The organism is Streptomyces sp. NPDC002773, from assembly GCF_040295605.1.
Lineage (GTDB): Bacteria > Actinomycetota > Actinomycetes > Streptomycetales > Streptomycetaceae > Streptomyces.
The window spans coordinates 1-26,197 of the sequence record NZ_JBEOVO010000012.1 but is presented as its reverse complement, the minus strand read 5'-3'; the positions used below and the strand labels follow the sequence as shown (position 1 = coordinate 26,197).

General features: G+C 69.5%; 18 protein-coding genes and 2 pseudogenes. 12 read left to right on the top strand and 8 right to left on the bottom strand.

All coding sequences use genetic code 11. The features are described 5' to 3' along the window. The first annotated feature begins 177 nt into the window (after window positions 1-177). The 8 genes and pseudogenes from ABT034_RS16815 to ABT034_RS16780 all read left to right on the top strand — a co-directional run bounded on the left by ABT034_RS16815 (window position 178) and on the right by ABT034_RS16780 (window position 8,454). On the top strand, window positions 178-540 hold the full coding sequence (locus ABT034_RS16815; RefSeq protein ID WP_351216024.1) for a protein kinase family protein: 363 nt from the start codon (window positions 178-180) through the stop codon (window positions 538-540). Next, a complete protein-coding gene (locus ABT034_RS16810; RefSeq protein WP_351216022.1) occupies window positions 534-1,427 on the top strand; it encodes a serine/threonine-protein kinase in 894 nt (297 codons plus the stop codon). Before ABT034_RS16815 ends, ABT034_RS16810 begins: the two co-directional genes overlap by 7 nt. A gap of 41 nt (window positions 1,428-1,468) precedes the next feature. Continuing rightward, window positions 1,469-2,062 (top strand): hypothetical protein, encoded by a 594-nt coding sequence (locus tag ABT034_RS16805; protein WP_351215757.1) that lies wholly within the window; start codon window positions 1,469-1,471, stop codon window positions 2,060-2,062. Between the two features lie 175 nt (window positions 2,063-2,237). After that, window positions 2,238-2,423: pseudogene (locus tag ABT034_RS16800) on the top strand (hypothetical protein); the annotation flags it as partial. A gap of 423 nt (window positions 2,424-2,846) precedes the next feature. Next, window positions 2,847-4,229: a GH1 family beta-glucosidase gene (locus ABT034_RS16795; protein WP_351215755.1), complete on the top strand. Its 1,383-nt coding sequence runs from the start codon at window positions 2,847-2,849 to the stop codon at window positions 4,227-4,229. 287 nt (window positions 4,230-4,516) lie between these two features. Then, window positions 4,517-5,491, top strand: a complete 975-nt coding sequence (locus ABT034_RS16790) for an ROK family protein (protein WP_351215753.1) — start codon at window positions 4,517-4,519, stop codon at window positions 5,489-5,491. Window positions 5,492-5,621: 130 nt separating this feature from the next. Further along, window positions 5,622-6,812 carry a mannose-6-phosphate isomerase, class I gene (manA, locus tag ABT034_RS16785; protein ID WP_351216020.1) on the top strand — a complete coding sequence of 397 codons (1,191 nt, stop codon included), beginning with the start codon at window positions 5,622-5,624 and terminating at the stop codon, window positions 6,810-6,812. A gap of 334 nt (window positions 6,813-7,146) precedes the next feature. Further along, window positions 7,147-8,454, top strand: coding sequence for a cellulase family glycosylhydrolase (locus ABT034_RS16780; RefSeq protein WP_351215751.1), 1,308 nt, complete (start codon window positions 7,147-7,149; stop codon window positions 8,452-8,454). 167 nt (window positions 8,455-8,621) lie between these two features. Here the strand turns inward: ABT034_RS16780 and ABT034_RS16775 are convergent, their stop codons facing one another. Next, window positions 8,622-9,668 carry a LacI family DNA-binding transcriptional regulator gene (locus ABT034_RS16775; RefSeq protein ID WP_351215749.1) on the bottom strand — a complete coding sequence of 349 codons (1,047 nt, stop codon included), beginning with the start codon at window positions 9,666-9,668 and terminating at the stop codon, window positions 8,622-8,624. Then, window positions 9,665-12,064, bottom strand: a complete 2,400-nt coding sequence (locus tag ABT034_RS16770) for a glycoside hydrolase family 2 protein (RefSeq protein ID WP_351215747.1) — start codon at window positions 12,062-12,064, stop codon at window positions 9,665-9,667. The genes ABT034_RS16775 and ABT034_RS16770 overlap by 4 nt, the downstream gene beginning before the upstream one ends. Before the next feature lie 274 nt (window positions 12,065-12,338). Between ABT034_RS16770 and ABT034_RS16765 the strand changes: the two genes are divergently transcribed. The 3 genes from ABT034_RS16765 to ABT034_RS16755 all read left to right on the top strand — a co-directional run bounded on the left by ABT034_RS16765 (window position 12,339) and on the right by ABT034_RS16755 (window position 15,632). Next, entirely contained in the window at window positions 12,339-13,664 is a 1,326-nt protein-coding gene (locus ABT034_RS16765; RefSeq protein ID WP_351215745.1) for an ABC transporter substrate-binding protein, read from the top strand. A 118-nt stretch (window positions 13,665-13,782) separates the two neighbouring features. Continuing rightward, the gene (locus tag ABT034_RS16760; RefSeq protein WP_502972966.1) at window positions 13,783-14,760 is read left to right on the top strand and encodes a carbohydrate ABC transporter permease; all 978 of its coding nucleotides are present in this window, start codon (window positions 13,783-13,785) and stop codon (window positions 14,758-14,760) included. A gap of 101 nt (window positions 14,761-14,861) precedes the next feature. Beyond that, window positions 14,862-15,632, top strand: a complete 771-nt coding sequence (locus ABT034_RS16755; RefSeq protein ID WP_351216018.1) for a carbohydrate ABC transporter permease — start codon at window positions 14,862-14,864, stop codon at window positions 15,630-15,632. A gap of 72 nt (window positions 15,633-15,704) precedes the next feature. On the opposite strand, the gene ABT034_RS16750 is transcribed toward ABT034_RS16755, so the two are convergent. Then, window positions 15,705-16,736 (bottom strand): LacI family DNA-binding transcriptional regulator, encoded by a 1,032-nt coding sequence (locus ABT034_RS16750; protein WP_502972965.1) that lies wholly within the window; start codon window positions 16,734-16,736, stop codon window positions 15,705-15,707. Window positions 16,737-17,024: 288 nt separating this feature from the next. Here ABT034_RS16750 and ABT034_RS16745 point away from each other — a divergent pair, with 288 nt between their 5' ends. Next, window positions 17,025-18,683, top strand: a complete 1,659-nt coding sequence (locus ABT034_RS16745; RefSeq protein WP_351215739.1) for a cellulose binding domain-containing protein — start codon at window positions 17,025-17,027, stop codon at window positions 18,681-18,683. A 95-nt stretch (window positions 18,684-18,778) separates the two neighbouring features. Here ABT034_RS16745 and ABT034_RS16740 read toward each other — a convergent pair whose 3' ends face one another. The 5 genes and pseudogenes from ABT034_RS16740 to ABT034_RS16720 all read right to left on the bottom strand — a co-directional run. Further along, window positions 18,779-19,933: a cellulase family glycosylhydrolase gene (locus ABT034_RS16740; RefSeq protein ID WP_351215737.1), complete on the bottom strand. Its 1,155-nt coding sequence runs from the start codon at window positions 19,931-19,933 to the stop codon at window positions 18,779-18,781. Window positions 19,934-20,950: 1,017 nt separating this feature from the next. Continuing rightward, entirely contained in the window at window positions 20,951-21,526 is a 576-nt protein-coding gene (locus ABT034_RS16735) for a DM13 domain-containing protein (protein WP_502972953.1), read from the bottom strand. Between the two features lie 111 nt (window positions 21,527-21,637). Continuing rightward, window positions 21,638-22,975, bottom strand: coding sequence for a Na+/H+ antiporter NhaA (nhaA, locus tag ABT034_RS16730; protein ID WP_351215735.1), 1,338 nt, complete (start codon window positions 22,973-22,975; stop codon window positions 21,638-21,640). Window positions 22,976-23,205: 230 nt separating this feature from the next. Further along, window positions 23,206-24,744, bottom strand: a complete 1,539-nt coding sequence (locus ABT034_RS16725) for an alanine/glycine:cation symporter family protein (RefSeq protein WP_351215734.1) — start codon at window positions 24,742-24,744, stop codon at window positions 23,206-23,208. A 418-nt stretch (window positions 24,745-25,162) separates the two neighbouring features. After that, window positions 25,163-26,113 (bottom strand): annotated as a pseudogene (locus ABT034_RS16720) (SPFH domain-containing protein); the annotation flags it as partial. Window positions 26,114-26,197: the final 84 nt, after the last annotated feature.

Below are 26,197 nucleotides of genomic sequence, written 5' to 3'. Positions count from 1 at the left end.
CAATATCCAGCTCTCAGGTACCGGCATGCGTCCGGCCTTTGGCCTGCTGCACGTCTGAAGGAGATCGGAAGCCCGGTGAGCGGTGCTCGTTCTGGTGGGCGGGTGCTGGCTGCCCACCCCGGTGACCCCAAGCGCGTCGGCCCCTACCGGATTGTCGGGCGCCTCGGCTCAGGGGGCATGGGCACGGTGTTCGCCGGTCTCGACGCCGCCGGTCTGCGGGTCGCGGTCAAGGTCGTCCACCCTGCCCAGGCGGACGACGCGGAGTTCCGGGCGCGCTTCCGCCGAGAAGTCCAGCTCTCCGCCCGTGTCCAGGGCCCCTGCCTCATACCCCTGATCGCGGCGGACGCCGAAGCACTGTCACCGTGGCTGGCCACTGCCTATGCCCCGGGGCTCACCCTCGATCGGTACATCGCCGCGCACGGGCCGCTGGCCGGTGGAACCCTCTACGCCTTTGCCACGGGCACAGCCCAGGCCCTCGCGGTCATTCACACGCCGCGGGTGTCGTCCACAGGGACGTCAAGCCGCAGAACGTCATTCTGACCCCGGCCGGTCCCCGAGTCCTGGACTTCGGCATCGCTCATGCCGCCGACGGCACATCCGTGACGCGCACCGGCATTCTGACCGGCACCCCAGGATGGATCAGTCCTGAGCACTACCGCACCGGTACGACGGGTCCCGAGGGCGACATGTTCGTCTGGGGCGCGCTCGTAGCCTTCGCGGCCACCGGTCGCGCGCCCTTCGGCGGGGGAGCCCCCGACGCGGTCGCCTACCGGGTCATGTCCGAGGATCCTGATCTGCGTGGCCTTCCTGGCGAACTCCACGCCATCGTGAGCAGCGCTCTTGCCAAGGAGCCGGGGGACCGAGCCACCGCGTGGGGCGCTGCCGAGACATGTGCCGTCCTCCTCGCAGCACAGGCCACACAGGTCGCGCCGACGGGTGCGGAACCGACACTGGTGGGCGATCTCGTCGCTGCCCAGTGGGCCGTCCCCACTCTGGACGACCCGAACTGGAGACGTCCTGCCCGTTCCAGCAGACGACTCGTCGGCATCGCGGCGGTAGTGGGCACTGTCATAGGTGGCCTGGCCGGTGGAGCGCTGGCCCTGCAGCCCGACAAGACGGAGACGACTTCGACGAGTTCCCGTCCTCCCGCCAGCGCGTCCCCCAGCAAGACCGCCACCATGCCGGCGTCCGCTCCACCCGCAGCAAGCTCCCGGGCTGTGGTGGACACCGCGTCATCCCCTCCTGCTGCGAACGCGGACGAGGCGAGGATCGCCACGTGGCGTGCAGCTCGTCGTGCCAAAGGAGAAGCTGAGATCGAGACCGAGGCCGCACTCGGGCACGACCTCAGCTACGGCATGGGCGAGGAGTACAACTACAGCGGTCAGTACGACGTGGGCTACGCCCCGTCTCGGAGGAGCTTTACATAGCCATCAGCGGCCCGGCCGTGGAGTCACGTGTTGTGCAGGGAGTGGCCAAGAACGCCTGCCTCACCTTGCGCATGATGGCGGGCATCTACAAGTCCCTTCCGTACGACGAGTACGTCCTGGTCGACAACACGTCCACGGCGTCGGCGATCGTGTGGGAGGACGACTTCCGCGCCAACACCGGCTGCATCACGCAGACCATTGACCGCACTGCCGCCGACCCCGGGCAGGAGCCGAGCTGGCACCCCACCGAAGAAGGACTGGCCGCGGCCCAGATCCCCAGCGCCGGCAAGCACGAAATCAGAGTGGCAACCGAGGCGGTCCACCAACTCTTTGTCGACTGGAACGCCAACTCCCGTCTGTTCGAAGACCCCCGCTATATCAGCGACGAGAACACCAGCATCGGCTTCGCTCCGCACGAAGGCGTGATGTACGTGTGGGCCACGAAGCCCGAGTGGGACCAGAGCGCGCGAGAGGAGTGGGCAGAGGCCGCCGCCAGCGTGGCCTGCCGGACTGTTCTCACGGAATCTCGCGTGGGGCGGGGATGGGGCTACGCGCAGTACGCCGTGGCGGTCCTCGAGGGCGCTGGAGGCACGGAGTTCCTTCGCTGGGGCACGGCCGGCAGCTGCACGAGCTGACCTCGTCTCAGGCCGGCATCGTTGCGCTGGGTGGTGGTCAGCCGAGCGTGAGACGCCTGCGGCAGTGCTGTCAGATGCTGAGCACGGGCCTAGGGCCTGCCCGGACCTGCGAGTTCCCTCCAGGCTCGCGGAGTTCGGCGCGGTTCCAACTGTGGACCTCATGCTGATTGGAGTGCTGTGGGACGCCAAGGCGCCCTTCGCCGATCTCACCGCGTACTTCCCGGGTGGCGTCGCGGCGCTCCGGACCCTGAAGTCCGACGTCATGGCCGGTTTGGATCAGGAATCGCTGGACGGGCTCGAACGGTCCGGGGCTGCCTGGCGTACGAGTGGAACGCACGCGCTGATCCAGGTGCGACGGTAGGGAATCTTCGAGACGGTCGAGGCCCAGAGAGCGGTCGCCGCTGCCGTCGTCGTGCGGGGCGGGCGAGTGCTGCTCGTGCGGCGACGTGTGGCGGAAGGGGCACTCTCATGGCGGGACGGGGTTCTCCTCGGAACGGGGTTGACCGCGCCCGGGAGTGGGGCGCGGTCGTCGTCGTACAACGAGAGGGGGAAACGGTGTCCGGTGCTCCGCACACCTTCGCCTTCCGCTTTCCGTGACAGCCCGACAGCAACTGCCGAGGTCACTCTGCCCAGTGCCTGACAACGATGTCCAGTATGACCTTCCCGGTTAAGCCGGGATTTAGTAAAACCGCTCCTCGTCGACCTGCACTCCCTGGACCGGGCAGCTGCGTTCCCTCATGCTCGGAACAGGTTCCCCCACCCCGCACGAAGGGTTTCCCTGTCCGTGAGCGACTTCCCGGTCCTTCCGCCCGGCTTCGAGTTCGGCGCCGCCACGTCGGCCTACCAGATCGAGGGCGCCACGAAGGAGGACGGACGCGGGCCGTCGATCTGGGACACCTTCGTCCAGCGCGCCGACGCCGTGTCGGACGGCAGCAGCGGCGAGACGGCCTGCGATCACTACCACCGGCACCGGGAGGACGTGGCGCTGCTCGCGGACCTCGGAGTGTCCACGTACCGTTTCTCCGTCGCCTGGCCGCGGATCCAGCCGACGGGCTCGGGGGCGGCGAACCCGCGGGGACTCGACTTCTACGCCCGCCTGGTCGACGACCTGCTGGAGGCCGGCATCAAGCCGGTCGCCACCCTCTACCACTGGGACCTTCCCCAGCGTCTGGAGGACGCGGGCGGCTGGCGGTCCCGGGACACCGCCGAGCGCTTCGCGGAGTACACGGCCCTGGTCGCCGCCGAGTTCGGGGACCGCGTACCCCGGTGGATCACCCTCAACGAGCCCTGGTGCAGCGCCTTCCTGGGATACGCGAACGGCGAGCACGCCCCGGGAGCCCGCGGGGGTACGTCCGCGCTCGCCGCGGCCCATCACCTCCTGGTCGGTCACGGCCTTGCCATGGGTGCCCTGCGCGCCGCCGGGGTTCAGGAGGCCGGGATCTCGCTCAACCTCGACCACGTCCGTCCGGCCACGCCCGCCCCGGTCGACACCGCGGCCGCACTCCGCGCCGAGACCCAGCGCAACCTCATGTGGACCGATCCACTGCTCGCCGGGTGTTACGCCCCCGGCGAAGCGGACACCTTCGCAGAACTGATCGAACGCCAGGACTTCCGCCGTGAGGGCGACCTCGGCCTCATCTCCGCCCCGATGGACTTCCTCGGCGTCAATTACTACACGCCGTCCATCGTGCGCGCGGCACCCTTGCGGGAGCCCGATCCGGCCCTGCGCACCGCCATGGACATCCGCTACGAAGGAGTGGCGCACCCGGACGCCCGCCTCACCGCCATGGGCTGGGCCGTCGTTCCGGACGCCCTCAGGGAACTCCTCGTGTCCCTCCGCGACCGCTACGGCGCCCTCCTACCGCCGATCCACATCACGGAGAACGGTTCCGCCGAGCACGACACCCCCGCCGCGGACGGCTCCGTGCACGACGCCGACCGGATCGCCTACCTGGAGAGCCACCTCCGAGCGGCCTCCGAAGCCGTCGCCGCCGGCGTCGACCTGCGCGGCTACACGGCATGGTCGCTCATGGACAACTTCGAGTGGGCCTTCGGCCACAGCAGGCGCTTCGGACTGGTGCACGTCGACTTCCCGACCGGGACGCGCACCCCCAAGGCGTCCTATCACTGGTACAAGGCGGCCATCGCGGCCTCCTCGACCCGCTAATGCCGTAGCGAGCACTGTTCGTCCCGCCGTGAGGCGACGCGCCGTTCCGCATACGGGGCGGCGAACGACCCGCCCGGCGCCCTGGCCCGGGCCCGGGACCGCTCCCGCACCCGTGAAGCCGGCGCCGGCGGTGTGCGGTGCGGACGGTCGGGTTCGGCGGGCCGTTACTTCCGGCCTCGCGTCGGGCATGTGACTTAACCGGATCCGTTCTTCTATGGACAACGTTGTCATCCGTGGGCAGAGTGGTGCTCCGCACGGTTCGGACGGTTCTGGAGAGGTTGGGCGGCATGGTGTACGGAGCGCTGGACATCGGCGGTACGAAGATCGCCGGGGCGCTGGTCGATGCCGAGGGACGCGTGGTGGTGCGGGCGCAGCGGCCGACGCCCGCACGCGACTCCGCCGAGGCGATGATGGCCGCGGTCGCCTCGGTCCTCGACGAACTGGCCGCCCATCCCGAGTGGCCTTCGCTGTCCTGCCTGGGAATCGGGAGCGCCGGGCCCGTGGACACTTTCGCGGGCACGGTGAGCCCGGTCAACATCCCTGCCTGGCGCTCCTTCCCCCTGGTGGAGCGGGTGCGGAGCCATCCCGCCATCCCGACGGACATCGAGCCGGTGCTCGTCGGCGACGCGGTCGCCATGGCGGCGGCGGAACACTGGATCGGTGCGGCGAAGGACGTGGCGAACGCCCTGTGCATGGTCGTCTCGACCGGCGTCGGCGGCGGCCTGATCCTGGGGGGTTCCGTACATGCGGGGACGACCGGGAACGCCGGTCACATCGGGCACATCACCGTGGATCAGAACGGTCCCGTGTGCCCCTGCGGCGCTCGGGGTTGCGTGGAGCGCTACGCCAGCGGTACGGCGATCGCGGCCCATGCGCTGGAATCGGGCTGGACACCCCCGGACGGCCTTCCCGCCACCGCCCGCGAGGTCGAGGCATCGGCCCGTGCGGGCGATGCGAGAGCGCTCGCCGCGTTCGACCGGGCCGGCCGCGCCCTGGCCGCCGCCATCGCGGCGACGGCCGCGCTCGTCGAACTCGACCTGGTCGTCGTGGGAGGCGGGGTCTCCCAGGCGGGCGAGGTGCTGTTCGCACCGCTGCGGCACCACCTGAAGTCGTACGCCGTCCTCGACTTCACCCGTGACGTTCCGGTCGCGCCCGCCGGGCTGGCCCTCGACGCCGGACTGATCGGCGCGGCCGCCGCCGGCGTCGCCGCCTCCGGTCTCTCCCGCGCCGGAGCGGGGACGAGGGGGCAGGCGGCCATCTGACGTCCGGCCTCCACCGTATGCGGGCGGGTCCTCCTCTTCGTGCCCGCCTACACCGGCACCGGCCGTCCTTCGGGGCGCCGTGGCGTCCCCGCCCCCCTCCACCTTCACCGTACGCACTCCAGGAATGACCATGGATCTCCTCCGCAACACCGTCCAGCCCTATGACTGGGGCTCCCGCACCCTGCTGCCTGAGCTCATGGGCGTGCCGCCCACCGGAGCACCGCAGGCCGAACTCTGGATGGGTGCCCATCCGGCGGCGCCCTCCCGAGTCTCCAGGGGAGAGGTCCTGATACCGCTGGACCGGGTGGTCTCCGAGGATCCGGAGGGCGAACTCGGAGCCGTCACCGTGCGCCGGTTCGGGCCACGTCTCCCCTTCCTGGTCAAGCTCCTGGCCGCCGACGCGCCACTCTCCGTGCAGGTGCACCCCGACCTCGCCCAGGCCCAGGCCGGATTCGCCCGGGAGAACGCGCTCGGCGTGCCCCTTGACGCGACGCACCGCAACTACCGCGACGACCAGCACAAGCCGGAGATGATCGTCGCCCTCACCCCGTTCCGGGGCCTCTGCGGCTTCCGGCACGCGGCGGACACCGCCCGCCTGCTCGCCTCCCTCGAGGTGCCCGCGCTGCGGCCGTACGTCGAGACCCTCTGCGTCCTTCCCGAGCCCCAGGCGCTCGCGGAGGTGTTCCGGGCCTTCCTCCGCCCGTCGGCGGGCCTGCTCGACGCCGTCGCCCGGTCGCTGGCCGTCGCGGTGGCGGGCTCGGACGAGGCCGAAATCGCCGCCTACGACCGCATCGCACGGGCTTGTCCGGGCGACTCCGGGCTGTTGTCCGCGCTGATGCTCCGGTATGTCGAGTTGAGCCCCGGCGAGGCGTTGTTCCTCGGCGCCGGAGTCCCCCACGCGTATCTCTCCGGGCTCGGAGTGGAGATCATGGCGAGCTCCGACAACGTCCTGCGGTGCGGGCTGACTTCCAAGCACGTCGACGCGGAGGAGCTGACCCGGGTCGTCCGCTTCGGCGCACCCCCGGCCCGCGTCCTGACGCCTCGGGAGAAGGAGGGCGAGGAGGTCTACCCGGCGCCGGTGGACGACTTCCTCCTGTCGCGGTACCGCCTGCGGGCCGGTGAGCCGCGGCGGCGCGTGACGCTGGACGCCCCGCAGATCCTCCTCTGCACCGCGGGGACCATCACCGTCTCCTCGTCCGAGGAGCATCTCGACATCGGCCCCGGGCAGGCCGTGTACGTGCCCGCCGGCGCCGATGCCGTACTGGAAGGTGCCGGCACCGCCTTTCGCGCCACGACGGGCACTGCGCAGCGCCTCCGGTGATTGGTCGGGGCGGTCGATAGGAGGTCAGCGACCTTAACCGGTTATGTCCAGACTATTGTTATCGGCCGACACGGCCTCTAGCCTCAACTCGGCCGACGGGAACCGGCAGGAAACTCGCTGATCGACGAAGGCGACGACCTGAACCGCACCTGCGGTCGATCCCCACTGCCTGGAATCGAGCCGCAGCAATGCTCCGGGCAGTGGGGCCCCGCGGCGGTCCGCCCACTGCCCGTAGGCCCGCACGGGGCCACCGACCCCCCGCGATCTCACTCCATGTCAGGCATCACCGCGCCCTCGCTCCTCCCGTGGCGCGGCACCGAGTTGGGAGCACCACATGAACAGGACACGGGTCTTCTCGGCAGCGACGCTGCTCGCCCTCGCCGCCACGATCACCTCGGTCCCCGTCACCGCCCAGGGCGCCGAGCGCTCCGACGGCTTCCGCGTCGTGGACGGACGGCTCGTCGACGCCACCGGCAAGGACTTCGTCCTGCGCGGCGTCAACCACGCCCACACCTGGTACACCGACCGCACCGGACAGTCCCTCGCCGACATCAAGGCCCTCGGCGCCAACTCGGTCCGGGTGGTGCTCTCCACCGGCACGCGCTGGACGAAGAACGACGCCGCCGACGTCGCGGCCGTCGTCGCACAGTGCAAGGCCAACCGGCTCGTCTGCGTCCTGGAGGCGCACGACACCACCGGCTACGGCGAGCAGAGCGACGCGGCCTCCCTCTCCGAGGCCGTCGACTACTGGCTAGAGATGGCGAACGCCCTCAAGGGGCAGGAGAAGTACGTCATCGTCAACCTCGGCAACGAGCCCCACGGCAACGCCGGCCACACCGCCTGGACGCAGGACACCAAGGACGCCATCGGCCGCCTGCGCGCGGCCGGCTTCGATCACACTCTGATGGTCGACGCGCCCAACTGGGGCCAGGACTGGTCGAACACCATGCGCGAGAACGCCCCCGCCGTCTTCGCCTCCGACCCCGACCGCAACACCGTCTTCTCCATCCACATGTACGGCGTCTACGACACCGCCGCCGAGGTCGAGGAGTACCTCGGCAGCTTCGTCGACCGCGGACTGCCCATCGTTGTGGGCGAGTTCGGCTTCGACCACTCGGACGGCAACCCCGACGAGGACGCCATCATGGCCACCGCCCGCCGACTGGACCTCGGTTACCTGGGCTGGTCCTGGAGCGGCAACGGCGGCGGCGTCGAGTACCTCGACCTCGCCACCGGCTTCGACACCGGCCGGCTCACCTCCTGGGGCGAGCGCCTCTTCCACGGTCCCGACGGCATCCGCCAGACCTCCCGCGAGGCCGGCGTCTACCGGCGAGGCTGCTCCATCGCCTACCGCCTGGATGACTGGGGCACCGGCTTCAACGCCGACATCACCGTCCGCAACACCGGCGCACAGCCCCTCGAGGGCTGGAAGCTCGACTTCGCCCTCCCCGAGGGCACCACGGTGAACTCCGCCTGGAACGCCTCCGTCACCCAGGCCGGCCGACAGGTCCGCGCCACCAGCGAGTCCTGGACCCGGTCCGTCCCGGTCGGCAGGGCCGTGAGCTTCGGCGTCAACGCCACGGGCCCCGGTGCGGTGCCCGCCTCGTTCAGCCTCGACGGCGTCCCCTGCGCCAAGGGCTGACCCGCCGTACCGCACCTGCCGCACCGGGTGGGAGAGGAGCGGGTCCCTGGGGTACGTCCCTGCCCTGGAACCCGCTCCTCGTCCGCTTCCGGCGCCCGCCCCGCGGGGGACGCACGACGTCGAGGGGCTGCCCGCACGGGCAGCCCCTCGACGTCGTGCGCGACCGCCTACGTACGCCGGGGCGGGCCTGTCGACCCCCTCGGAGTCAGAGATGGGGTGGGTACCTGGCGGGCGCCCCTGTGGGTGCCTTCGACGATCCCGAACAGGGTCCGGGTGACCTCCTCGCCGAAGTGGTGTACGTCATGGCTCATCGCGGACAGCGGAGGATGCGTCAGTCGGCACAACTGCGAGTCGTCCCAGGCCAGGAGGGAGACGTCGTCGGGTACCGAGAGGCCCATCTCCGAGGCGACCGCCGCCCCGGCGACGGCCATGATGTCGTTGTCGTACACGATCGCCGTCGGCCGGTCCGGGGACATGAGGAGACCGCGGGTGGCCCGGGCACCTTCCTCTCCCACGAAGCCGGTCGCCACCTGCCGCCCTCCGTCCAGGCCCAGCTCGGCCATGGTCGCCTCGAAGGCAGCGGCACGGATGCCGCTGTGGCCGAGGCCGGCGGGGCCGCCGACGCGGGCGATCCGCCGGTGCCCGAGCGCAGCGAGGTACCGCACCGCCTCGGCGGCCGCGGAGGCGTCGTCGGTCCAGACCGACGGGAACCCGCCCGTCAGCGACGGGTGCCCGACGGCCACCACGGGCATGCCGAGGGCCCGCAGCGGCGGGATCCGCGGGTCCTCCCGGTGAAAGTCGACGAGGATGGCCCCGCCGACCGTCCGGCTGCGCCACCACTCCTGGTAGAGGGCGGTCTCCTCGTCCAGGTCACGCACGAGCCGGAGGAGGAGGGAGTAGGAGCGTTCGGCGAGGACGTCCTCGATGCCGGAGATGAACTCCATGTAGAAGGGTTCGAGGCCGAGGAGCCGGGCCGGCCGGCAGATCGCCAGGCCGACTATGCCGGCCCGCTGACCGGAGAGGTTGCGCGCGGTCTGGTTCGGGCTCCAGCCGAGTTCCCGGGCCGCCCCGAAGATGCGCTCCCGGGTCGCCGGGGACACTCCCGGACGGTTGTTGAAGGCCATGGACACCGCGCCTTTGGACACCCCGGCCAGCGCGGCGACGTCGTTGATCGTGACGCGTCGGCCGGGGATGCGAGAGGCTGGGGCGCTCACACCGCTCCCACACTGAACAGGGCTGACCGTACGGCTTCGAGGTCGTCGCCCGCCCAGCCGCGCACCCCGATCCGGACCCCCTCGCCCGGCAGCAGGGTGACCAGGCCGTGGTCGGCGCTCGCCGCCGGGGCCAGCCGGTCCGCCTGGAGCAGGAGGTCCCGCACGAGGGTGCGGGCGGTGACCGTCACGAACGAGTCGTCCTCCCCGGCCGGCTCGACCACGATGTCGTACACGGGCACCGGGTAGGCGAACTCCTTCTCGAAGACCGGGAGGTGGACCGCCCGCAGACCGTCCGCATCGGCGACCAGCAGCTCCTTGCCGGATGCGGCCTCGGGCAGCAGTGACGCAGGGACGGCCGTCCGCACCACCGTCTGGGCGGCGGCCTCCAGATCGATCGCGTCCTCCTTGAGCACGGTGCCGTCGGCGGCGACGCGGCGCAGGGTGACGGTGGTGCGCCAGGTGGTACGGGACTGGTTGTCGAGCGCGAGGACGAGGCCTTCCTCGGTGGGTACGACGCTGAGAAGCCGGTCGGCGTAGACGCGGCGCAGTTCGTAGTAGAGCGGCTTGAGGTGCCCGTCGCCGTCGATCGCGGCCCAGGAGCTGACCGGCCAGCAGTCGTTGAGCTGCCACACGACCGAGCCCGCGCAGACCGGCCAGTGGGAGCGCCAGTGCTCGATGCCGGCCGCCACCGCCCGGGCCTGCACGACCTGCGCGAGGTAGTGCCAGCGGTCGAAGTCCCCATTGGGCAGGTCGAAGTGCCGTTCGATGCCGCGGTTCAGCTTGCCGTTGCCGTCCTCGGCCTTCTGGTGGTGCAGCATTCCGGGGGAGTCCGGGGCAAGGTCCTCACCGGGCAGGGCACGCCGCAGGGTTGCCATCGCGGGCGGCGCCTGCCAGCCGAACTCGGCGCAGAACCGGGGCACGTCGGAGCGGTACTCGGCGTAGTCCTGCCGGTTCCAGACCTCCCACGAGTGGTGGGTGCCGTGCCGGGGATCGTTGGGATGGTGGTCCCAGGAGCCTGACCAGGGGCTGCCTGCCGTATAGGGGCGGGTCGGGTCGAGCTCGGCGACGATCCGGGGCAGGACGCCCAGGTAGTAGCCCTCACCCCAGGAGTCGCCGGCGAGGGGCTCCTCCCACTCCCAGTCGCGGAATCCCCAGAGGTTCTCGTTGTTGCCGTTCCACAGCACCAGGCTGGGGTGCGGCATCAGGCGGACAACGTTGTCACGCGCCTCCGCCTCCACCTCTCCGCGCAGCGGCTGCTCTTCGGGGTAGGCGGCGCAGGCGAAGAGGAAGTCCTGCCAGACCATCAGTCCCAGCTCGTCGCAGACGTCGTAGAAGGCGTCGTCCTCGTAGATCCCGCCGCCCCAGATGCGGACGAGGTCGACGTTGGCCTCCGCGGCCTGGGCCAGCCGGGTGCGGTAGCGGTCGGGGGTGACGCGGGAGGGCAGCACGTCGTCCGGGATCCAGTTGACGCCGCGCGCGAAGACCCGGACGCCGTTGACCACGAAGGTGAAACCGGTGCCGTGCTCGTCGGCGGAGCGGTCGACGGCCACCGTGCGGAAGCCGATCCGGCGCGACCAGGAGTCGAGCGGCTCGCCGGTCGCGTCCAGGAGCTCCACGTCGAGTCCGTACAGCGGCTGGGAGCCGTAGCCGCGCGGCCACCACAACTCCGGCTCGGGCACGTCGAGGCGGAGCACCGTCTCCGCGCCCTCGAAGGAGGTCTCGGCGACCACCCCGGCCACCGTGGCGCGCAGGGTGAGCGGGCGGTCCGTGCCGCTCGCGGTCCGTGCGGTCCTGATCCGCAGCTCGACGCGGCCGGTCGTGCCGTCCACGGTGACCAGCGGGCGGACCTCGGCCAGCCGGGCGGTCGACCAGTGCTCGATCCGCACCGGCCGCCACATGCCGGCGGTGACCACGGTCGGGCCCCAGTCCCAGCCGAAGGAGCAGGCCATCTTACGGATGTACTGGAAGGGTTCGGGATACACGTTGGGCCGGTCGCCGGTGAGCGCACGGACCCGCTCGGCCTCGTCGTACGCCGAGTCGAAGCGCACCTCCAGTGCTCCGGCCCGTCCCGTGACGTCGAAGCGGTGGACGCGGTGCATGTTCCGGGTCGAGCCGAGCGACTCGCCGTCGACCAGGACCTCCGCGGCGGTGTCCAGGCCCTCGAAGACCAGTTCGCTCCGCTCGTGCCCGCCTTCGGCGGCGGTGAGGTCCGTCACGTACGACCACGCCCGGCGCCCGACCCAGGCGGTCTCCGTCTCGTTCAGCCCGAGGAACGGGTCCGCTATCACCCCGGCGGCGAGCAGATCGGTGTGGACACAACCGGGCACCTGCGCCGGGAGCAGTGCGCCTTCGTGGCGGAGGCTCCACCCCTCGTGCAGCTGGGTGACGTCCTTCATGGTGTGCGACTCCAATCGCCTGGCAGTGGGCTGGATGCATGTACGCGCCGACAAGTTAGCCGTACCTTTACTTAACTGTCCATGAACCGGTGAAGCGCGGCCTGCACGGCCCGCAGCGGATTAGGCGCGCGGCTTCATCAGCCCTGACAATCGACGGGGCCGGGTAACGATTGGGCATCACGCTGGAAATCAACACTTTACCGGTTCACGACGGGCTGACATAGTGCCGTCATCCCACCGATGACCTGAGCTGTGACTTTGAAGGGGATGGGCCATGGGGAACAAGAAGACGACCGCGCTCTCGGGCGCTGTGCTGGCCGCCGCGATGCTCGCGCTGTCGGCGTGCAGCGGCGGAGGCGGCGGTGCCACCGGGGAGGTGGCCGCGCCTCCGTCGGATCCGAAGGAGGTTTCGGGCGAGATCAAGGTCCTCACGCAGCGGACCGACCTGGCTCAGAACGGGACGCTGGAGAAGTACGCGGCTGAGTTCAACAAGGTCTACCCGAAGGTGAAGGTCACGTTCGACGGCATCACCGACTACGAGGGGGAGGTGAAGATCCGCATGAACACCAAGGCCTACGGTGACGTGCTCTTCATCCCCGGTGCGGTGGCCAAGAACGACTACCCGAAGTTCTTCGCGCCCCTCGGCACGACCGCCGAGCTGGCGAAGTACCGCTTCAGCGACAAGGCCGAGGTGGACGGCAAGGTCTACGGCATCGCCCAGTTCGGCACCGCCAACGGCTTCGTGTACAACAGGAAGGTCTGGCAGCAGGCGGGCGTCACCGAGTGGCCGAAGACCCCGGACGAGTTCCTGGCCGGCCTGAAGGCGATCAAGGACAAGACCGGCGCCACCCCGTACTACACCAACTTCAAGGACGGGTGGCCGCTGGTCCAGTGGACCAGCAACCTCGGTGTCGTCGGCTGCGACGCCCAGGCGAGCAACGCGCTCGCGGGCGCGGTCTCGCCCTGGAAGGCCGGGAGCGAACTGAACACCACCGACGGCCTCCTCTACGACATCGTGAAGCAGGGTCTGTCGGAGAAGGATCCGTCGACCACCAACTGGGAGGCATCCAAGACGCTCCTGGGCGAGGGCAAGATCGCCACGATGATGCTGGGCTCCTGGTCGATCACGCAGATGCAGGACGCAGCCAAGAAGGCCGGCGGCTCGGCCGCCGACATCGGCTTCATGCCGTTCCCGGTCCAGAAGGGCGGCGAGCACTGTGCAGCGCTGGTCTCCGACTACCAGCAGGCCGTGAGCGTCCACTCGAAGAACAAGCCGGCCGCGCGCGCCTGGGTCGACTGGTTCACCGAGAAGTCCGGCTTCGCGGAGAAGGAGGGCGTGGTCTCCGCCGTCAAGTCCGCTCCGATGCCCGCAACGCTCAAGGAATTCGTTGACAACGATGTCAGGCTTTTCGACCGCTCCGAGACGAAGACCGCGGCCGTCAACGACATCGACGAGGCATCCGAGATCGGTCTCAACAAGCAGGATTACCGTCAGAAGCTGATCGACACTGCTCGTGGCGCCGCGAAGGGCACCCGGGAGGACTTCTTCGCCGACCTCGACAAGAGGTGGGACGAGGCGGCGAAGACCGTCGGTAGCTGATACCGGCGGAGTGGCCCCGGCCGTACGACACCGACCGGGGCCCCTGGACCTTCCGCAGCCGCGGACACGAAAGGCCGACATGACCCAGACCACCGACACCGCACCAGAGGGCGCCGCCATGACAGGGCGATCCAGCACGGACAAGGCCAAGGCCGACACAGAGGGGGCACGGCCCCGCCTGGCGGGCCGCCGAAGCGGCCCCGCCGCCGGACGGACGAGATCCTGGCGGGACTCGCCGCTGCGGCGGATCACACCCTGGCTCTTCCTGGCGGCCCCGCTGGCGCTGCTGATCACGTTCACGTACGTCCCCGTCGCGAGCATGATCTCGTACAGCTTCACCGACTGGGACGGGGTGAGTCCGGACCGGGAGAACGTCGGTTTCGACAACTACGTTCAGATCTTCGCCCGTCCCGAGCTCTTCCGGGTCTTCCTCGTCAGCGGCTACTACCTCGCGGCGTCCGTCGTCCAGATCGTGGCCGCGCTGTATTTCGCGGTGATCCTCAGCTTCAACCTGCGCTTCCGGAACTTCTTCAAGGGAATCCTCTTCTTCCCCTATCTCATCAACGGCGTCGCGATCGGCTTCGTGTTCCTGTACTTCTTCCAGGACGGCGGCACGCTCGACTCCGTGCTCGACTGGTTCGGCGTCACGACCGACCACCCCTGGCTCGGCGATCCCACTTCTGCCAACGTCTCCCTCGCGGGTGTCTCGGTCTGGCGCTTCACCGGACTGAACTTCGTCCTTTTCCTCGGAGCGATCCAGTCCATCCCGGGGGAGCTGTACGAGGCGGCGGAGCTGGACGGGGCGGGGAAGTGGCAGCAGTTCCGGCACATCATCGCCCCGAGCATCAAGCCCGTGATCAGTCTGAGCGCGATCCTGGCGATCTCCGGCTCGCTGTCGGTCTTCGAGATCCCCTACATCATGACCGGCGGCGCGACCGGCACCCAGACCTTCGTCATCCAGACGATCAAGCTGGCCTTCCAGTTCAACAAGACCGGCCTGGCCTCGGCCGCGGCCGTGGTGCTGCTCCTGATCATCCTGCTGATCACCTGGATCCAGCGCCGGCTCGTGCCCGACGACAAGGTGGACCTCGTATGACCTCCCGCGACCTCACCGCCACCCAGCACCGTCTCCGCACCGCGCGCCGGCGGCTGCCCGTCGGGAGCGTGCTGACCTATCTGTCGCTGATCGCGGCCTCGATGATCGTGCTCCTGCCGCTGGCGGTCGTCTTCCTGACCTCGCTGAAGACCTCGGAGGAGGTGGGCGAGGGCAGTGCGCTGTCGCTGCCGGGGAACTGGCTGAACCTCGACAACTACGTCACGGCGTTCAGCGACGGCAAGATGCTGATGGCCTTCGGGAACACCGCGTTCATCCTCGTCTTCTCCATCGGCGGGACGGTGATCATCGGCTCGATGACCGCGTACGCCGTGGACCGCTTCGAGTTCCGGGGCAGGAAGCTCGTCATGGCGGGCTTCCTGATCGCCACCCTCGTTCCCGCCGTCACCACGCAGGTCGCGACCTTCCAGGTGATCAACGGCTTCGGCCTGGTGGACACCCGGTGGGCGCCGATCCTGCTCTACATGGGCACGGACATCGTCTCCGTGTACATCTTCCTGCAGTTCATCCGCGGCATACCCGTCTCCCTCGACGAGGCGGCCCGCCTCGACGGGGCCAACGCCTTCACGATCTACCGGAAGATCATCTTCCCGCTGCTCAAGCCCGCGATCGCCACCGTCGTCATCATCAAGGGGATCACCACCTACAACGACTTCTACATCCCCTTCCTCTACATGCACTCCGAGGACCTCGGGACGATCTCCACCGCGCTCTTCCGCTTCAAGGGGCCCTTCGGCGCGCACTGGGAGGCCATCTCCGCCGGTGCGATCCTCGTCATCATCCCCACGCTGATCGTCTTCCTGCTGCTCCAGCGGTGGATCTACAACGGCTTCTCCCAGGGAGCCACCAAGTAGGGGTGCCGCGACTCGGGGCCGGGCTGCACGCGAGGGCGGCTCGGCCCCGAGTGGGCTCCCCCTGGTCAGTGATCAGCGCGGGTCCGGCTCCGGCGGCGGGTGAGAGGTGCTGCCCCGGGGCACGAACTGCGCGTACCCCTCGCGAATGCTGCGGACGTCCTCCCCGTCGATCACGGCGAGCAGCGCGGTCGCGGAGCGGGCTCCGTACGCCGGGATGTCGCGGGTGACCGCCGACAGCATCGGGCGCACCACCTGCGTCAGCGGCGACTCGTCCCAAGCCACCACCGACACGTCGGCGGGGATCGACAAGCCCAGCTCCTGAGCCACCGACAGCGCGGCCACCGCCATGATGTCGTTGTCGAAGACGATCGCCGTCGGCCGCCGCGGAGCGATCAGCAGCGCCCGCGCGGCCCGCGCGCCCGCGTCGCCGGTGTAGTCGGTGTGCACCACCCTCGCCTCGGGGATCCCGGCTCCCCGGCAGGCGTCGGCGAGAGCGGCGTCGCGGACGGCCGTGTGCGCGAACTCGGCGGGTCCGGCGACGCGCGCGATCCGCCGGTGCCCCAGCGCCGCCAGGTACCGCACGATCTCGTGCACGCTCTCGCCGTCGTCGGACCAGACGGCCGGCATCTCGCCGGCCACCTCCGGCGGGCCGATCGCCACCGATGGCAGGCCGATGTCGCGGATGGCGTCGACCCTTGCGTCATCGGTCTGCAGGTCCATGAGGAAGACGCCGTCGACCCGCCGCTCGCCCCACCAGCGCCGGCAGACTTCGATCTCCTGCTCCTGGTCGGCTGCCATCTGGAGCATCAGCGCGTACGCGTGCTCGGCGAGGACCGTCTCCACACCGCTGATGAACTCCATGAAGAACGGCTCGACCCCGAGCGTCCGCGCCGGCCGCCGCACGACCAGCCCGACCGCCTGCGCACGCCCGCCGGTCAGCGCCCGCGCGGCGCTGTTCGGCCGCCAGCGCAGTTCCTCGGCGATGCCCTTGATCAAGGCACGGGTGGCCTCCGAGACCCCCGGCTGGTCGTTGAGCGCGTACGAGACCGCCACTTTGGACACACCCGCCCGACGTGCGATGTCCGCCATCGTCGGCCGCTTCACTGCCACCCCAGCTCCATCCTGAACCCTCGATACCCCGACCCTACCGCCAGGTCGTGCGCGCAGTGGCGGGCCTCAAGAGGCGCAATGGGCGGGGAGCGCACTCGCGGACCGGGCTTCGGTGACGAGATGGTCACCCCAACAGGCGTGCTGTGCGCGCTAGTTGGAACCATTGACATGCCCGGGGGCCTTCCCTACGGTTCCCCTCGAAGTTAACCGGTTAATTTGCGCGGGAGCCGCCCCGCGACAACCGGTTTCTCCACCAGCTCCCTCCGGACGAAAGGGAACCCCATGAGTACGTCCCCCCACGCCGTCCCCCGGGCGAGACGAGCGGGTCCGCTGGCTCTGCTCCTCGGGGCGGTCCTGGTCCTCGCCGGCCTCCTCGTCGCCCGCCCGACTCCCGCCGCCGCAGACGGCGCCGACTCCCTCGTCAACCGCTGCGGCATCCACTTCTGCCTCGACGGCAAGGAGTACTTCTTCGCCGGCGCCAACGCCTACGACATGTTCACCTTCGGGGCGGGCTCGGGCGACACCGAGACGCAGTACATGGACAAGGCCCGTATCGACGGCCACTTCGCCCGCATGGCGGCCGACGGCGTCGACGTCGCCCGGTTGTGGATGTTCAGCCACGAGAGCTGGCACGGCTTCGAGGAGCGCGAGGGCGAGTTCAACGAGCAGCAGTACGCCGCCTTCGACTACATCATCGAGTCGGCCAAGGCCCACGGCCTGCGCCTGATCCCCGTCTTCGAGAACTACTGGGAGGCGTACGGCGGCATCGACACCCGCCTGCGCTGGGAGGGCCTATCCGGCGGGCACCCGGCCCGCGCTGCCTTCTTCGACAGGAACCGCTGCCCGGGCTGCTTCACCTCGTACAAGAACTCGGTCTCCCACGCCCTCAACCGCACCAATCACTACAGCGGAGTGAAGTACAAGGACGAGCCGGCGATCTTCGCCTGGGAGCTCATGAACGAGCCCCGCTACGAGGGCCAGAGCGCCGCGGAGAACGTCGACGGCACGACCCTGCGGGCCTGGGTCGACGAGATGGGCGCCTTCGTGAAGTCCATCGACCCGAACCACCTCCTGGGCGCCGGCATCGAGGGCCACGGCACGAAGTACGGCTTCGGCGGCGACTCCGGCAATCCCTTCGTCCACATCCACAAGTCCCCGTACATCGACTTCACCTCCGCCCACCCCTACCCGACCGAACACTGGGCGGATCTGAGCATCGAGGAGACCAAGGACCTCGTCCGCGCCTGGATCCGCGACTCCCACGAGGTGGTCGGAAAGCCCTTCTTCATGGGCGAGTTCAACGTCCACGACGTCGATCGCGCCCTGTGGTGGCGGGAGATCTACACCGCATTCGAGGAGGCCGGCGGCGACGGCAGCGCGTTCTGGTGGTACCAGGACCGCACCATCGACGGGAAGTTCGGCGTCTCCGAGGGCGCGTCCGAGCTCGCCGTCTTCCGTGCCCACTCCGACCGCATGGCCGCGAAGAGCGGCCTTCCCGGCTCCACGCCCACGCCCACCGAGCCGACCACGCCTCCCACCCCTGGGCCGACGGACCCCACGACCCCGCCCACCACGGAGCCGACCGGGCCCACCACCCCGCCCACGCCACCCGCCCCCGCCGCCTGCGCCGTCACCTACACGCTCTCCGACTGGGGCGCCACCTTCAACGGCAGCGTGACGATCCGCAACACCGGCAGCGCCCCCGTCGAAGGCTGGCGGCTGGCTTTCACCTTCCCCGGTGACCAGCGGATCACCCAGATGTGGAACGCGGTACCCGTCCAGGACGGACGGAACGTCGCCGCGACCAACCCGTCCGGCTACAACGTCACCATCGCCCCGGGAGCCGGCGTGAACCTCGGTTTCAGCGGCACGTCGACGGCGGGCACCAACGGGGTGCCGACCGCCTTCACCCTCAACGGGAAGACCTGCACCACCGCCTGACCGCACACACTTCGACCCTGGGGTGCCGGTGCCCGCGTACGCGGGCGACGCGGGGTGCCCTCCCGTCGCCGAGGACGGGAGGGCACGCTGGTTGCTCAGTGGTCGGCGGCGCTGCCGCGGACGACGCAGGAGCGGTTGCTCTCCCAGCCCCAGCCGTCGCCGTCGGGGTCGGAGGCGCTGCCGTTGGCGCAGTACGGGTAGCCGTTCGGAGCCGTACCGCCTTCGCCACCGCCCCCGCTTCCGAAGATCGTGGCGCGGGTCGAGGTGGTGGAGATGCCGTCGGTGCCGTTGAAGAACCGGTTGCCCCAGGCGGTCAGGGAGCCGGCGTTGAAGCCGTTGGCCATGTCGAGGTACTCGACGCCGCTGCCGTTGCCGCTCCACGACCAGCCGAGGTAGCCGACGCGCAGCGAGCGAGCCGTGGCCATGATGGCGTTCTCGTCGGGGTTGCCGTCGCTGTGGTTGTCGCCGAACTCACCGACGACGATGGGCAGTTTGTTGTTCACGAAGTGGCTCAGGTAGTCCTGGACCTCGGTGGCGGTGTCGTAGACGCCGTACATGTGGATGGAGAAGATCGTGTTGCGGCGCGGGTCGGAGGCGAAGACCGAGGCGGCGTTGTTCCGCATGGTGTTCGACCAGTCCTGACCCCAGTTGGGCGCGTCCACCATCAGCGCGTTCTCGATGCCGGCGTTCCGGAGCTTCACGACGGCGTTCTTGGTCGCGCCGGTCCAAGCGGTGTAACCGCTGTTGCCGTAGGGCTCGTTGCCGATGTTGACGACGACGTAGTCCTCCTGGCCCTGGAGGGCGTTCTTGACGCCCACCCAGTAGTCGGCGGCCTGGTCGAGGCTGGCGGCGGCGCCGTCCTCACCGTATCCCGTGGTGTCGTGCACCTCCAGGACACAGATGACCTTGTTCGCCTTGCAGTCGCCGATGATCGACGCCACCTGGGCGGCGCTCGTCCTCGTCCAGCGGTCGCCGCTGGAGAGTACGACGCGGACGGTGTTGGCGCCCTTGGCCGCGATGTCGGCGATGGCGTCGGTCTCGCCCGGGTACCAGGCGTGGGCGTGGTTCACCCCGCGCATCACGAACTCTCTGCCGTTGGCCTCGTACACGCGGCCGTTGCTGACGTGGATGCCGCTGTCGGCGGCCTGGGCGGCTCCGGCGGTGCCGAAGACGGGCAGTAGCAGTCCGGCGATGCCGGCGAGGGCGCTGCCGGCGGCCGTGAGCCACGTCCTGCGCGGTGACTTGGTCATGCCTCTCCTCGTGAGAGATGGGGGAAGAATCCCCGGCCGCGCAGAACTCCGATGACAGACAACGTTGTCAGAGTTATATGACCGAGCCGCTGGTCCGCACGTCGGGGGTGTCCACCATGAGGCACCCGTGGCCGGATCTCTGTCAAGCACGAAGGACGCTTTGGTGACGAGGAGATGAGATGGTGAAGTGAGTTAAGTAAACTCGTACTGAACGCGCAGACGTTTTTGTGGTTCCGTGATCGAGTGTCACTCGCTCTTCTACTGAACCGTGGTGCGCCGGTCTGAACCGTCGTATCGGTTGCGCACGTACTCGCAGCATGGATGTCAGGGAGACCTCCGCCTGCCGCGTGGCGGTGTTGATGACGCGCACGAGCGGCTCGGCGTGCCCGGGGCGGGAAACCTCTGCACGGGGGCGGGGACCTCCGCACGGGGATGCGGCGGGGGAGGGCTCCATGGAGTCGGATCAAGACCCCACTGTGATCCGGTGACGTAGCCCGGCAGGCGGTCCCGGGTGGCGGTTCCCGAGACGGGCGCGGCGCAGGATGCCCCTCCCTTGGCGGCCCCGTCCGCGAGCAGTCGGGCAGGATTTCGATGACGCACCACGTGGAGTGCGTGGCGATTCTGGAGCCTGCCGAAAAGGGGCGCTGACCTCGGTAGTGACGTTCCGTGATGCCAGGTGGGGTGTCCGGTGCGTGTTGCGTCAGGGGCCGTAGGAGCTCCAGTGCCTGAGAAAGGGCCTGACATCGTCGGCTCGTGGTTCGGGGATGTCGGGCAGCACCTCGACCGCGCGATCATCGGCGGCCAGTCGTGAACAGGCAGCGGTCCGGCGCGAGCAGGGCGGTTATGGGGGCGCTTGCCTGCCGAAGTAACTGATCCGGCGTCCTTACGCATGCGTCGGCTACCTGATCGCCGCCGTCATCGGTGTTGGGGGACCGTGGGGGCCGCCCTCCACGCGCACCGCGGTGTGAGTGTGAGGGAGCCCCCGGGCGCGCATCGCGACGCGGGTCTTCCGGCCGGTCAGACGCGGGCGAGGGCGGCAGCCCCGAAGGAGACGTCGAACCGGTCGCACCAGATGCTGACGCTGGGGTACTTCGACCAGTCGACGTCCGCGGGCAGGGGATAGTTCTGGTCGCCCTTGTTTCCCTTGAGCTTGGCGAGGCTGACGTACTGGCCGTCGTCGAAGGCTCCCCATCCGGCCCTGCCCTCCCTGACCGGCGCGTCGCTCAACCAGACGCGCAGATCGGGGCCGTTGCTCGTGTCGAGTCCTTCCAGCCGCAGCGTGTGGGTGCCGTCGGCGAGACGGACCACCTTCACCGTGCCGGTGGTCGCGTGCTCATGGCTGATGAACGTGCCCCGCGCGACCGTGACCGGCCCGGCGGGCGGCACGGTCACCGAAGCCGAAGGGCCCGGGTCCGTCGTCGGTGTGACGGCGGGTGGTGCCGTGGACGGCGCGGTCGCAGAGGGCAGCGCCTCATGGACCGTCTCGTCCACCCATAGGGCCCACGGCTTGAACCACGCCAGCCCTGCCGCCACGGCCACTATGACGGCGGCCACCAGGCCCGCCCACGGCTTCCTGCTCCGGCCCCGTTCCACTGGCTCTCCCGTTTCTTTCGCCGTCACCAACTGGCCGTCATCCAACGCTGCCTGGCGCCTGTGCGGAAGAACCCGGCGGGTGACGAAAGTCCTACCCTCGCCGGGCCCGCTTCATATGCAGGATCCCTGCTGGGCACTTCCCGACGGCCACTCCGAGCCGGCGGGCCTCGCGCCGGACTGGTAGATGTCGGGGATGCCGTCGGCGTCGTCGTCGCGTTCTTCGTCTTCCCACAGCTGCTTGTAGACGCGGTTGCGGCGGCGCAGAAGCAGGGCGGCGAGGGCGGCGGCGGTGAGGGAGCCGACGAGGACGGCGGCCTTGACGTGTTCGGCTTCGGGTCCTGTCGGGAAGGCGAGTTCGCCGATGAGGAGGGCGACCGTGAAGCCGATCCCGGCCAGGGTGGCCAGGCCGAGGACGTCGGCCCAGGCGAGGTCGGGGTTGAGTTCGGCGCGGGTGAACCGTGCGGCGAGGTAGGTGCCGAGGAAGATGCCGAGGACCTTGCCGACGACGAGACCGATGACCACACCGAGGGGTTCGGGGTCGGTGAAGACGTGGACGAGGGCGCCGCCCGAGACACCGACACCTGCGGCGAACAGCGCGAAGAGGGGGACTGCGACGCCCGCGGAGAAGGGATGCACGAGGTGGGAGACACGGGCGGCCGGGGACCGGTCCTCGTCCTTGTCGCGGGTGGTGCGCAGGATCAGGCCCATGGCGACGCCGGCGACGGTGGCGTGGACGCCGGAGTTGTACATCAGCGCCCAGGTCGCGATGCCCAGGGGCACGTACCACCACCAGCCGCGCACCCGGAAGCGCTGGAGCACGTAGAAGACGACGAGCCCGGCGAAGGCTGCGCCCAGGGCCCAGAAGTTCAGGTCCGAGGTGAAGAAGACCGCGATGATCAGGATGGCGCCGAGGTCGTCGACGACGGCCAGGGTGAGCAGGAAGGCACGCAGCGCGGAGGGCAGGTGGGTGCTGAGGACGGCGAGGACCGCGAGCGCGAAGGCGATGTCCGTGGCCATCGGTACGGCCCAGCCCTCCAGGCTTCCGCCGCCGAGGGTGACGGTGAGCACGTAGAGGGCGGCGGGGACGGCCATGCCGCAGACGGCGGCGACGACGGGCAGGGCGGCGGTGGCGGGGGTGCGCAGCTCGCCGACGACGAACTCGCGTTTCAGCTCGATGCCGGCGACCAGGAAGAAGACCGCGAGCAGGCCGTCGGCCGTCCAGTGGGCGACCGAGAGATCCAGGCCGAGGGCGGGGATGCCGAAGTGGAAGTCGCGTATCTGCTCGTACGCCTCGCTCCACGGGCTGTTCGCCCACGCGAGCGCGATGACGGCGGCGGCGAGCAGGACCAGTCCTCCGACGGTCTCGGTGCGCAGAGCCTCGGTGACGGCCTGCCGTTCGGGCCAGGGCAGCAGGCCGAGGATCACCTTGCGCGGGCGTGACTGCGTCATGGGGGGAAGGTCTCCGGGGTGGGTTGACGGCGGGCACAGGGCCCCTCGACGCCGACCAGACTTCCCGGCACACCAGCGCGTCGCGTTGACGCGTTCTTTACACCCTATCGGGCGCCGGGGGGCCTCGCCAGGACGTCTCTCAGCTGCCGAGACGGGGTGGAGGGCCCTGCTCCTCGCCAAGGCGCGAGGTGAGGTGCAGGGCCCTTCGGGAGCCGGGCCGCCGGGGGCGGTCAGACGGTGGTCTTCACCGGCTCCTGGTCGCTGTCCTCGTCGGTGTCGAGGCCGGCGTCGCGCTTCTTCACGAAGGCGAGGAAGGTGTTCAGTTCCCGCTTGACGACGGGGGCGAGCAGGTACAGGCCGATGATGTTGATGACGGCGAGCATGAAGAGCACGGCGTCGGCCATGTCGATCAGCGTCTGCAGGGTGAGCAGGGAGCCCGCGACCGCGAAGAGGGTGTAGAGGACCTTGAAGGTCAGCTCGCTTGCCCTGCTGCGGCCGAAGAGGTGGGTCCAGGCCTTCATGCAGTAGTAGCCCCAGGTCAGCACCGTGGAGATCGCGAACAGCATCACCGCGACGGTGAGGATGTACGGGAACCAGGGCATGACCGTGCCGAAGGCGTCGGAGGTGAGGGTGACGCCGCCGATGGACTCACCGCCGTTGCGGAGCTCGACGTAGCTGGCGGGGTTGGCGATGACGATGGTCAGCGCGGTCATGGTGCAGATGATGACCGTGTCGATGAACGGCTCCAGAAGGGCGACCAGACCCTCGCTCGCGGGGTGCTTGGTCTTCACCGCGGAGTGGGCGATCGGGGCGGAGCCGAGGCCGGCCTCGTTGGAGAACGCGGCCCGCTTGAAGCCGATGATCAGTGCGCCCAGGACACCGCCGGCGACGCCTTCGGGGTTGAAGGCACCCTCGATGATCGTGGAGATCGCGGAGGGCACGGCACCCGCGTTGACGGCGATGACGACGAGGCAGGCGGCGATGTAGATGCCGGCCATCGCGGGCACGAGCTTGCTGGTGACGGAGGCGATGGAGCGGATGCCGCCGAGGAGCACGATGCCGACGAGGGCGGCGATCAGGATGCCGAAGAACAGGGCGCCGGCGGAGGAGCCCAGGGCGCCGTCCTCGCCGCCGGTGACGGAGACCAGCTGGGCGTAGGACTGGTTGACCTGGAAGAGGTTGCCGCCGAAGAGGCCGAAGAACAGGATCATGAAGGACGCGAGGACGGCGAGGACCTTGCCGAGGGTCTTGCCGTTCTTGCCGAAGCGTTCGGCCAGGCCCTTGGGCAGGTAGTGCATGGGGCCGCCGGAGACGGTGCCGTCGGCGTGCACCTCGCGGTACTTCACTCCGAGGGTGACCTCGACGAACTTGGTGGCCATGCCGAGCAGGCCGCACAGGATCATCCAGAACGTGGCGCCGGGGCCGCCGATGGAGACCGCGACGGCCACACCGGCGATGTTGCCGAGGCCGACCGTGCCGGAGACGGCGGCGGTCAGTGCCTGGAAGTGGTTGACCTCGCCGGCCGACCCCTTCTCGTCGTACTTCCCGCGCACCACGTCCACGGCGAGCCGGAACTTGCGCAGCTGGACGAAACCGAACCAGCCGGTGAAGACCAGACCGGCGACGACGAGCCAGGCCACGATCAACGGGAGCTGTGTGCCGCCGACGGGCACGGAGTAGAAGACGATCTCGCCGAGCCAGGTGGCTATCGGCTCGAAGAAGCCACTGACCGCCTTGTCGACGGACTGGGTGAGGGAATCGAGAGACACGGTGGGTGACCTCGGAAGCGCAGGACCGGCGCGCAGGAGGCAGCGCCGGTGGGGGTGCGGTCTTTGAGCGAACGCCGTTGTCCGGTCGGCTGGCCGAAGGAGTGACGTCCGTGGACTCGGAGCGTGATCACCTCGGTCGTGCTGCCGGGAGCTGCCCGGCATCCCGCAGAACAGGCGAGGGGTGGTGCCACCTGCGGAGTTGCGCATTCCTACCACAGCAACCCGCCCCACCGTGTGACGCATGTCACCTTACTCACGGTGATCTACGAAAGGCGCAGGAGCCGTGACGTGACCGTTATCCGGACAGGTTCATCCGTTCACCGTGCACTTATTTCCCCTGGTCAGGAGCTGGTGGCGGAACGCTCCTGTCGCCCGGGCGAAACGCGCCGGTGACGGCAGGAGCTTGACCGGCCGTCCCCTACCTGCCCTCTGGTGCCTGCGGCTCCTGACGGCCGCCGGTGAAGGGATACGTGTCGGCGTCGGCTTCGGCCGCGTCGGCGAGTGCCTCGGCGGCGGCCTCCGCCGCCTTCGCCGCGTCGTCAGCCGCCTGAGTGGCTGCCCTGTCCTCCGCGGGCGTGTCCCGGACGGCCGGAGACGGGGGCAGCACCTCGTTGAAGGCGCGGGACACCCCTTGGAGCGCGGAGGTGACCTCACTGGGGATCACCCAGAAGGTGCTGCCCGCCCCCTGGGCGAGCTGCGGCAGCATCTGCATGTACTGGTAGGCGAGGAGCTTGGGGTCGGGGTCGTTGCGGTGCACGGCCTGGAAGACCTCGTCGACGGCTCGGGACTGCCCCTCGGCCTTGAGGATCTCGGCGGTGCGGTTGCCCTCCGCCCGGAGCACGGCGGCCTGCTTGTCCCCCTCGGCGGTGAGGATCTGCGACTGGCGCTGCCCCTCCGCCCCCAGGATCGCCGCCCGCTTGTCGCGCTCGGCGCGCATCTGCTTCTCCATGGCGTCCTTGATGGACTGGGGAGGGTCGATGGCCTTGATCTCCACGCGGTTGACCCTCAACCCCCACTTGCCCGTCGCCTCGTCGAGCACGCCACGGAGCTGGTTGTTGATGGTGTCCCGGGAGGTCAGGGTCTTCTCCAGGTCCATCGAGCCGACGACGTTGCGCAGGGTGGTGACGGTGAGCTGTTCGACGCCCTGCAGGAAGTCGGCGATTTCGTAGGCGGCCGCTCGTGGATCGGTGACCTGGAAGTACAGCACGGTGTCGATCTCGACGACCAGGTTGTCCTCGGTGATGACCGGCTGCGGCCGGAACGAGACCACCTGTTCCCTCAGGTCGATCACCGGATAGACGCGGTCGACATAGGGGATGACGAGATTGAGGCCCGGCCTCAGGGTGCGCCGGTAGCGGCCTAGGGCCTGTTGCGAAAGTGGATCTTGATCGCCGATGATCACATCTTGTGGGACGTGGGGATCTGACGAATGCGCAGTGGGCCCGGCTTGAGC

Coding starts and splice junctions, on each gene's coding strand:
- nhaA (WP_351215735.1), bottom strand. CDS start 22,975: ATGACGCAGTCACGCCCGCGCAAGGTGATCCTCGGCCTGCTGCCCTGG.
- ABT034_RS16780 (WP_351215751.1), top strand. CDS start 7,147: ATGAACAGGACACGGGTCTTCTCGGCAGCGACGCTGCTCGCCCTCGCC.
- ABT034_RS16770 (WP_351215747.1), bottom strand. CDS start 12,064: ATGAAGGACGTCACCCAGCTGCACGAGGGGTGGAGCCTCCGCCACGAA.
- ABT034_RS16745 (WP_351215739.1), top strand. CDS start 17,025: ATGAGTACGTCCCCCCACGCCGTCCCCCGGGCGAGACGAGCGGGTCCG.
- ABT034_RS16790 (WP_351215753.1), top strand. CDS start 4,517: ATGGTGTACGGAGCGCTGGACATCGGCGGTACGAAGATCGCCGGGGCG.
- ABT034_RS16740 (WP_351215737.1), bottom strand. CDS start 19,933: ATGACCAAGTCACCGCGCAGGACGTGGCTCACGGCCGCCGGCAGCGCC.
- ABT034_RS16760 (WP_502972966.1), top strand. CDS start 13,783: ATGACAGGGCGATCCAGCACGGACAAGGCCAAGGCCGACACAGAGGGG.
- ABT034_RS16755 (WP_351216018.1), top strand. CDS start 14,862: ATGATCGTGCTCCTGCCGCTGGCGGTCGTCTTCCTGACCTCGCTGAAG.
- ABT034_RS16815 (WP_351216024.1), top strand. CDS start 178: ATGGGCACGGTGTTCGCCGGTCTCGACGCCGCCGGTCTGCGGGTCGCG.
- manA (WP_351216020.1), top strand. CDS start 5,622: ATGGATCTCCTCCGCAACACCGTCCAGCCCTATGACTGGGGCTCCCGC.
- ABT034_RS16765 (WP_351215745.1), top strand. CDS start 12,339: ATGGGGAACAAGAAGACGACCGCGCTCTCGGGCGCTGTGCTGGCCGCC.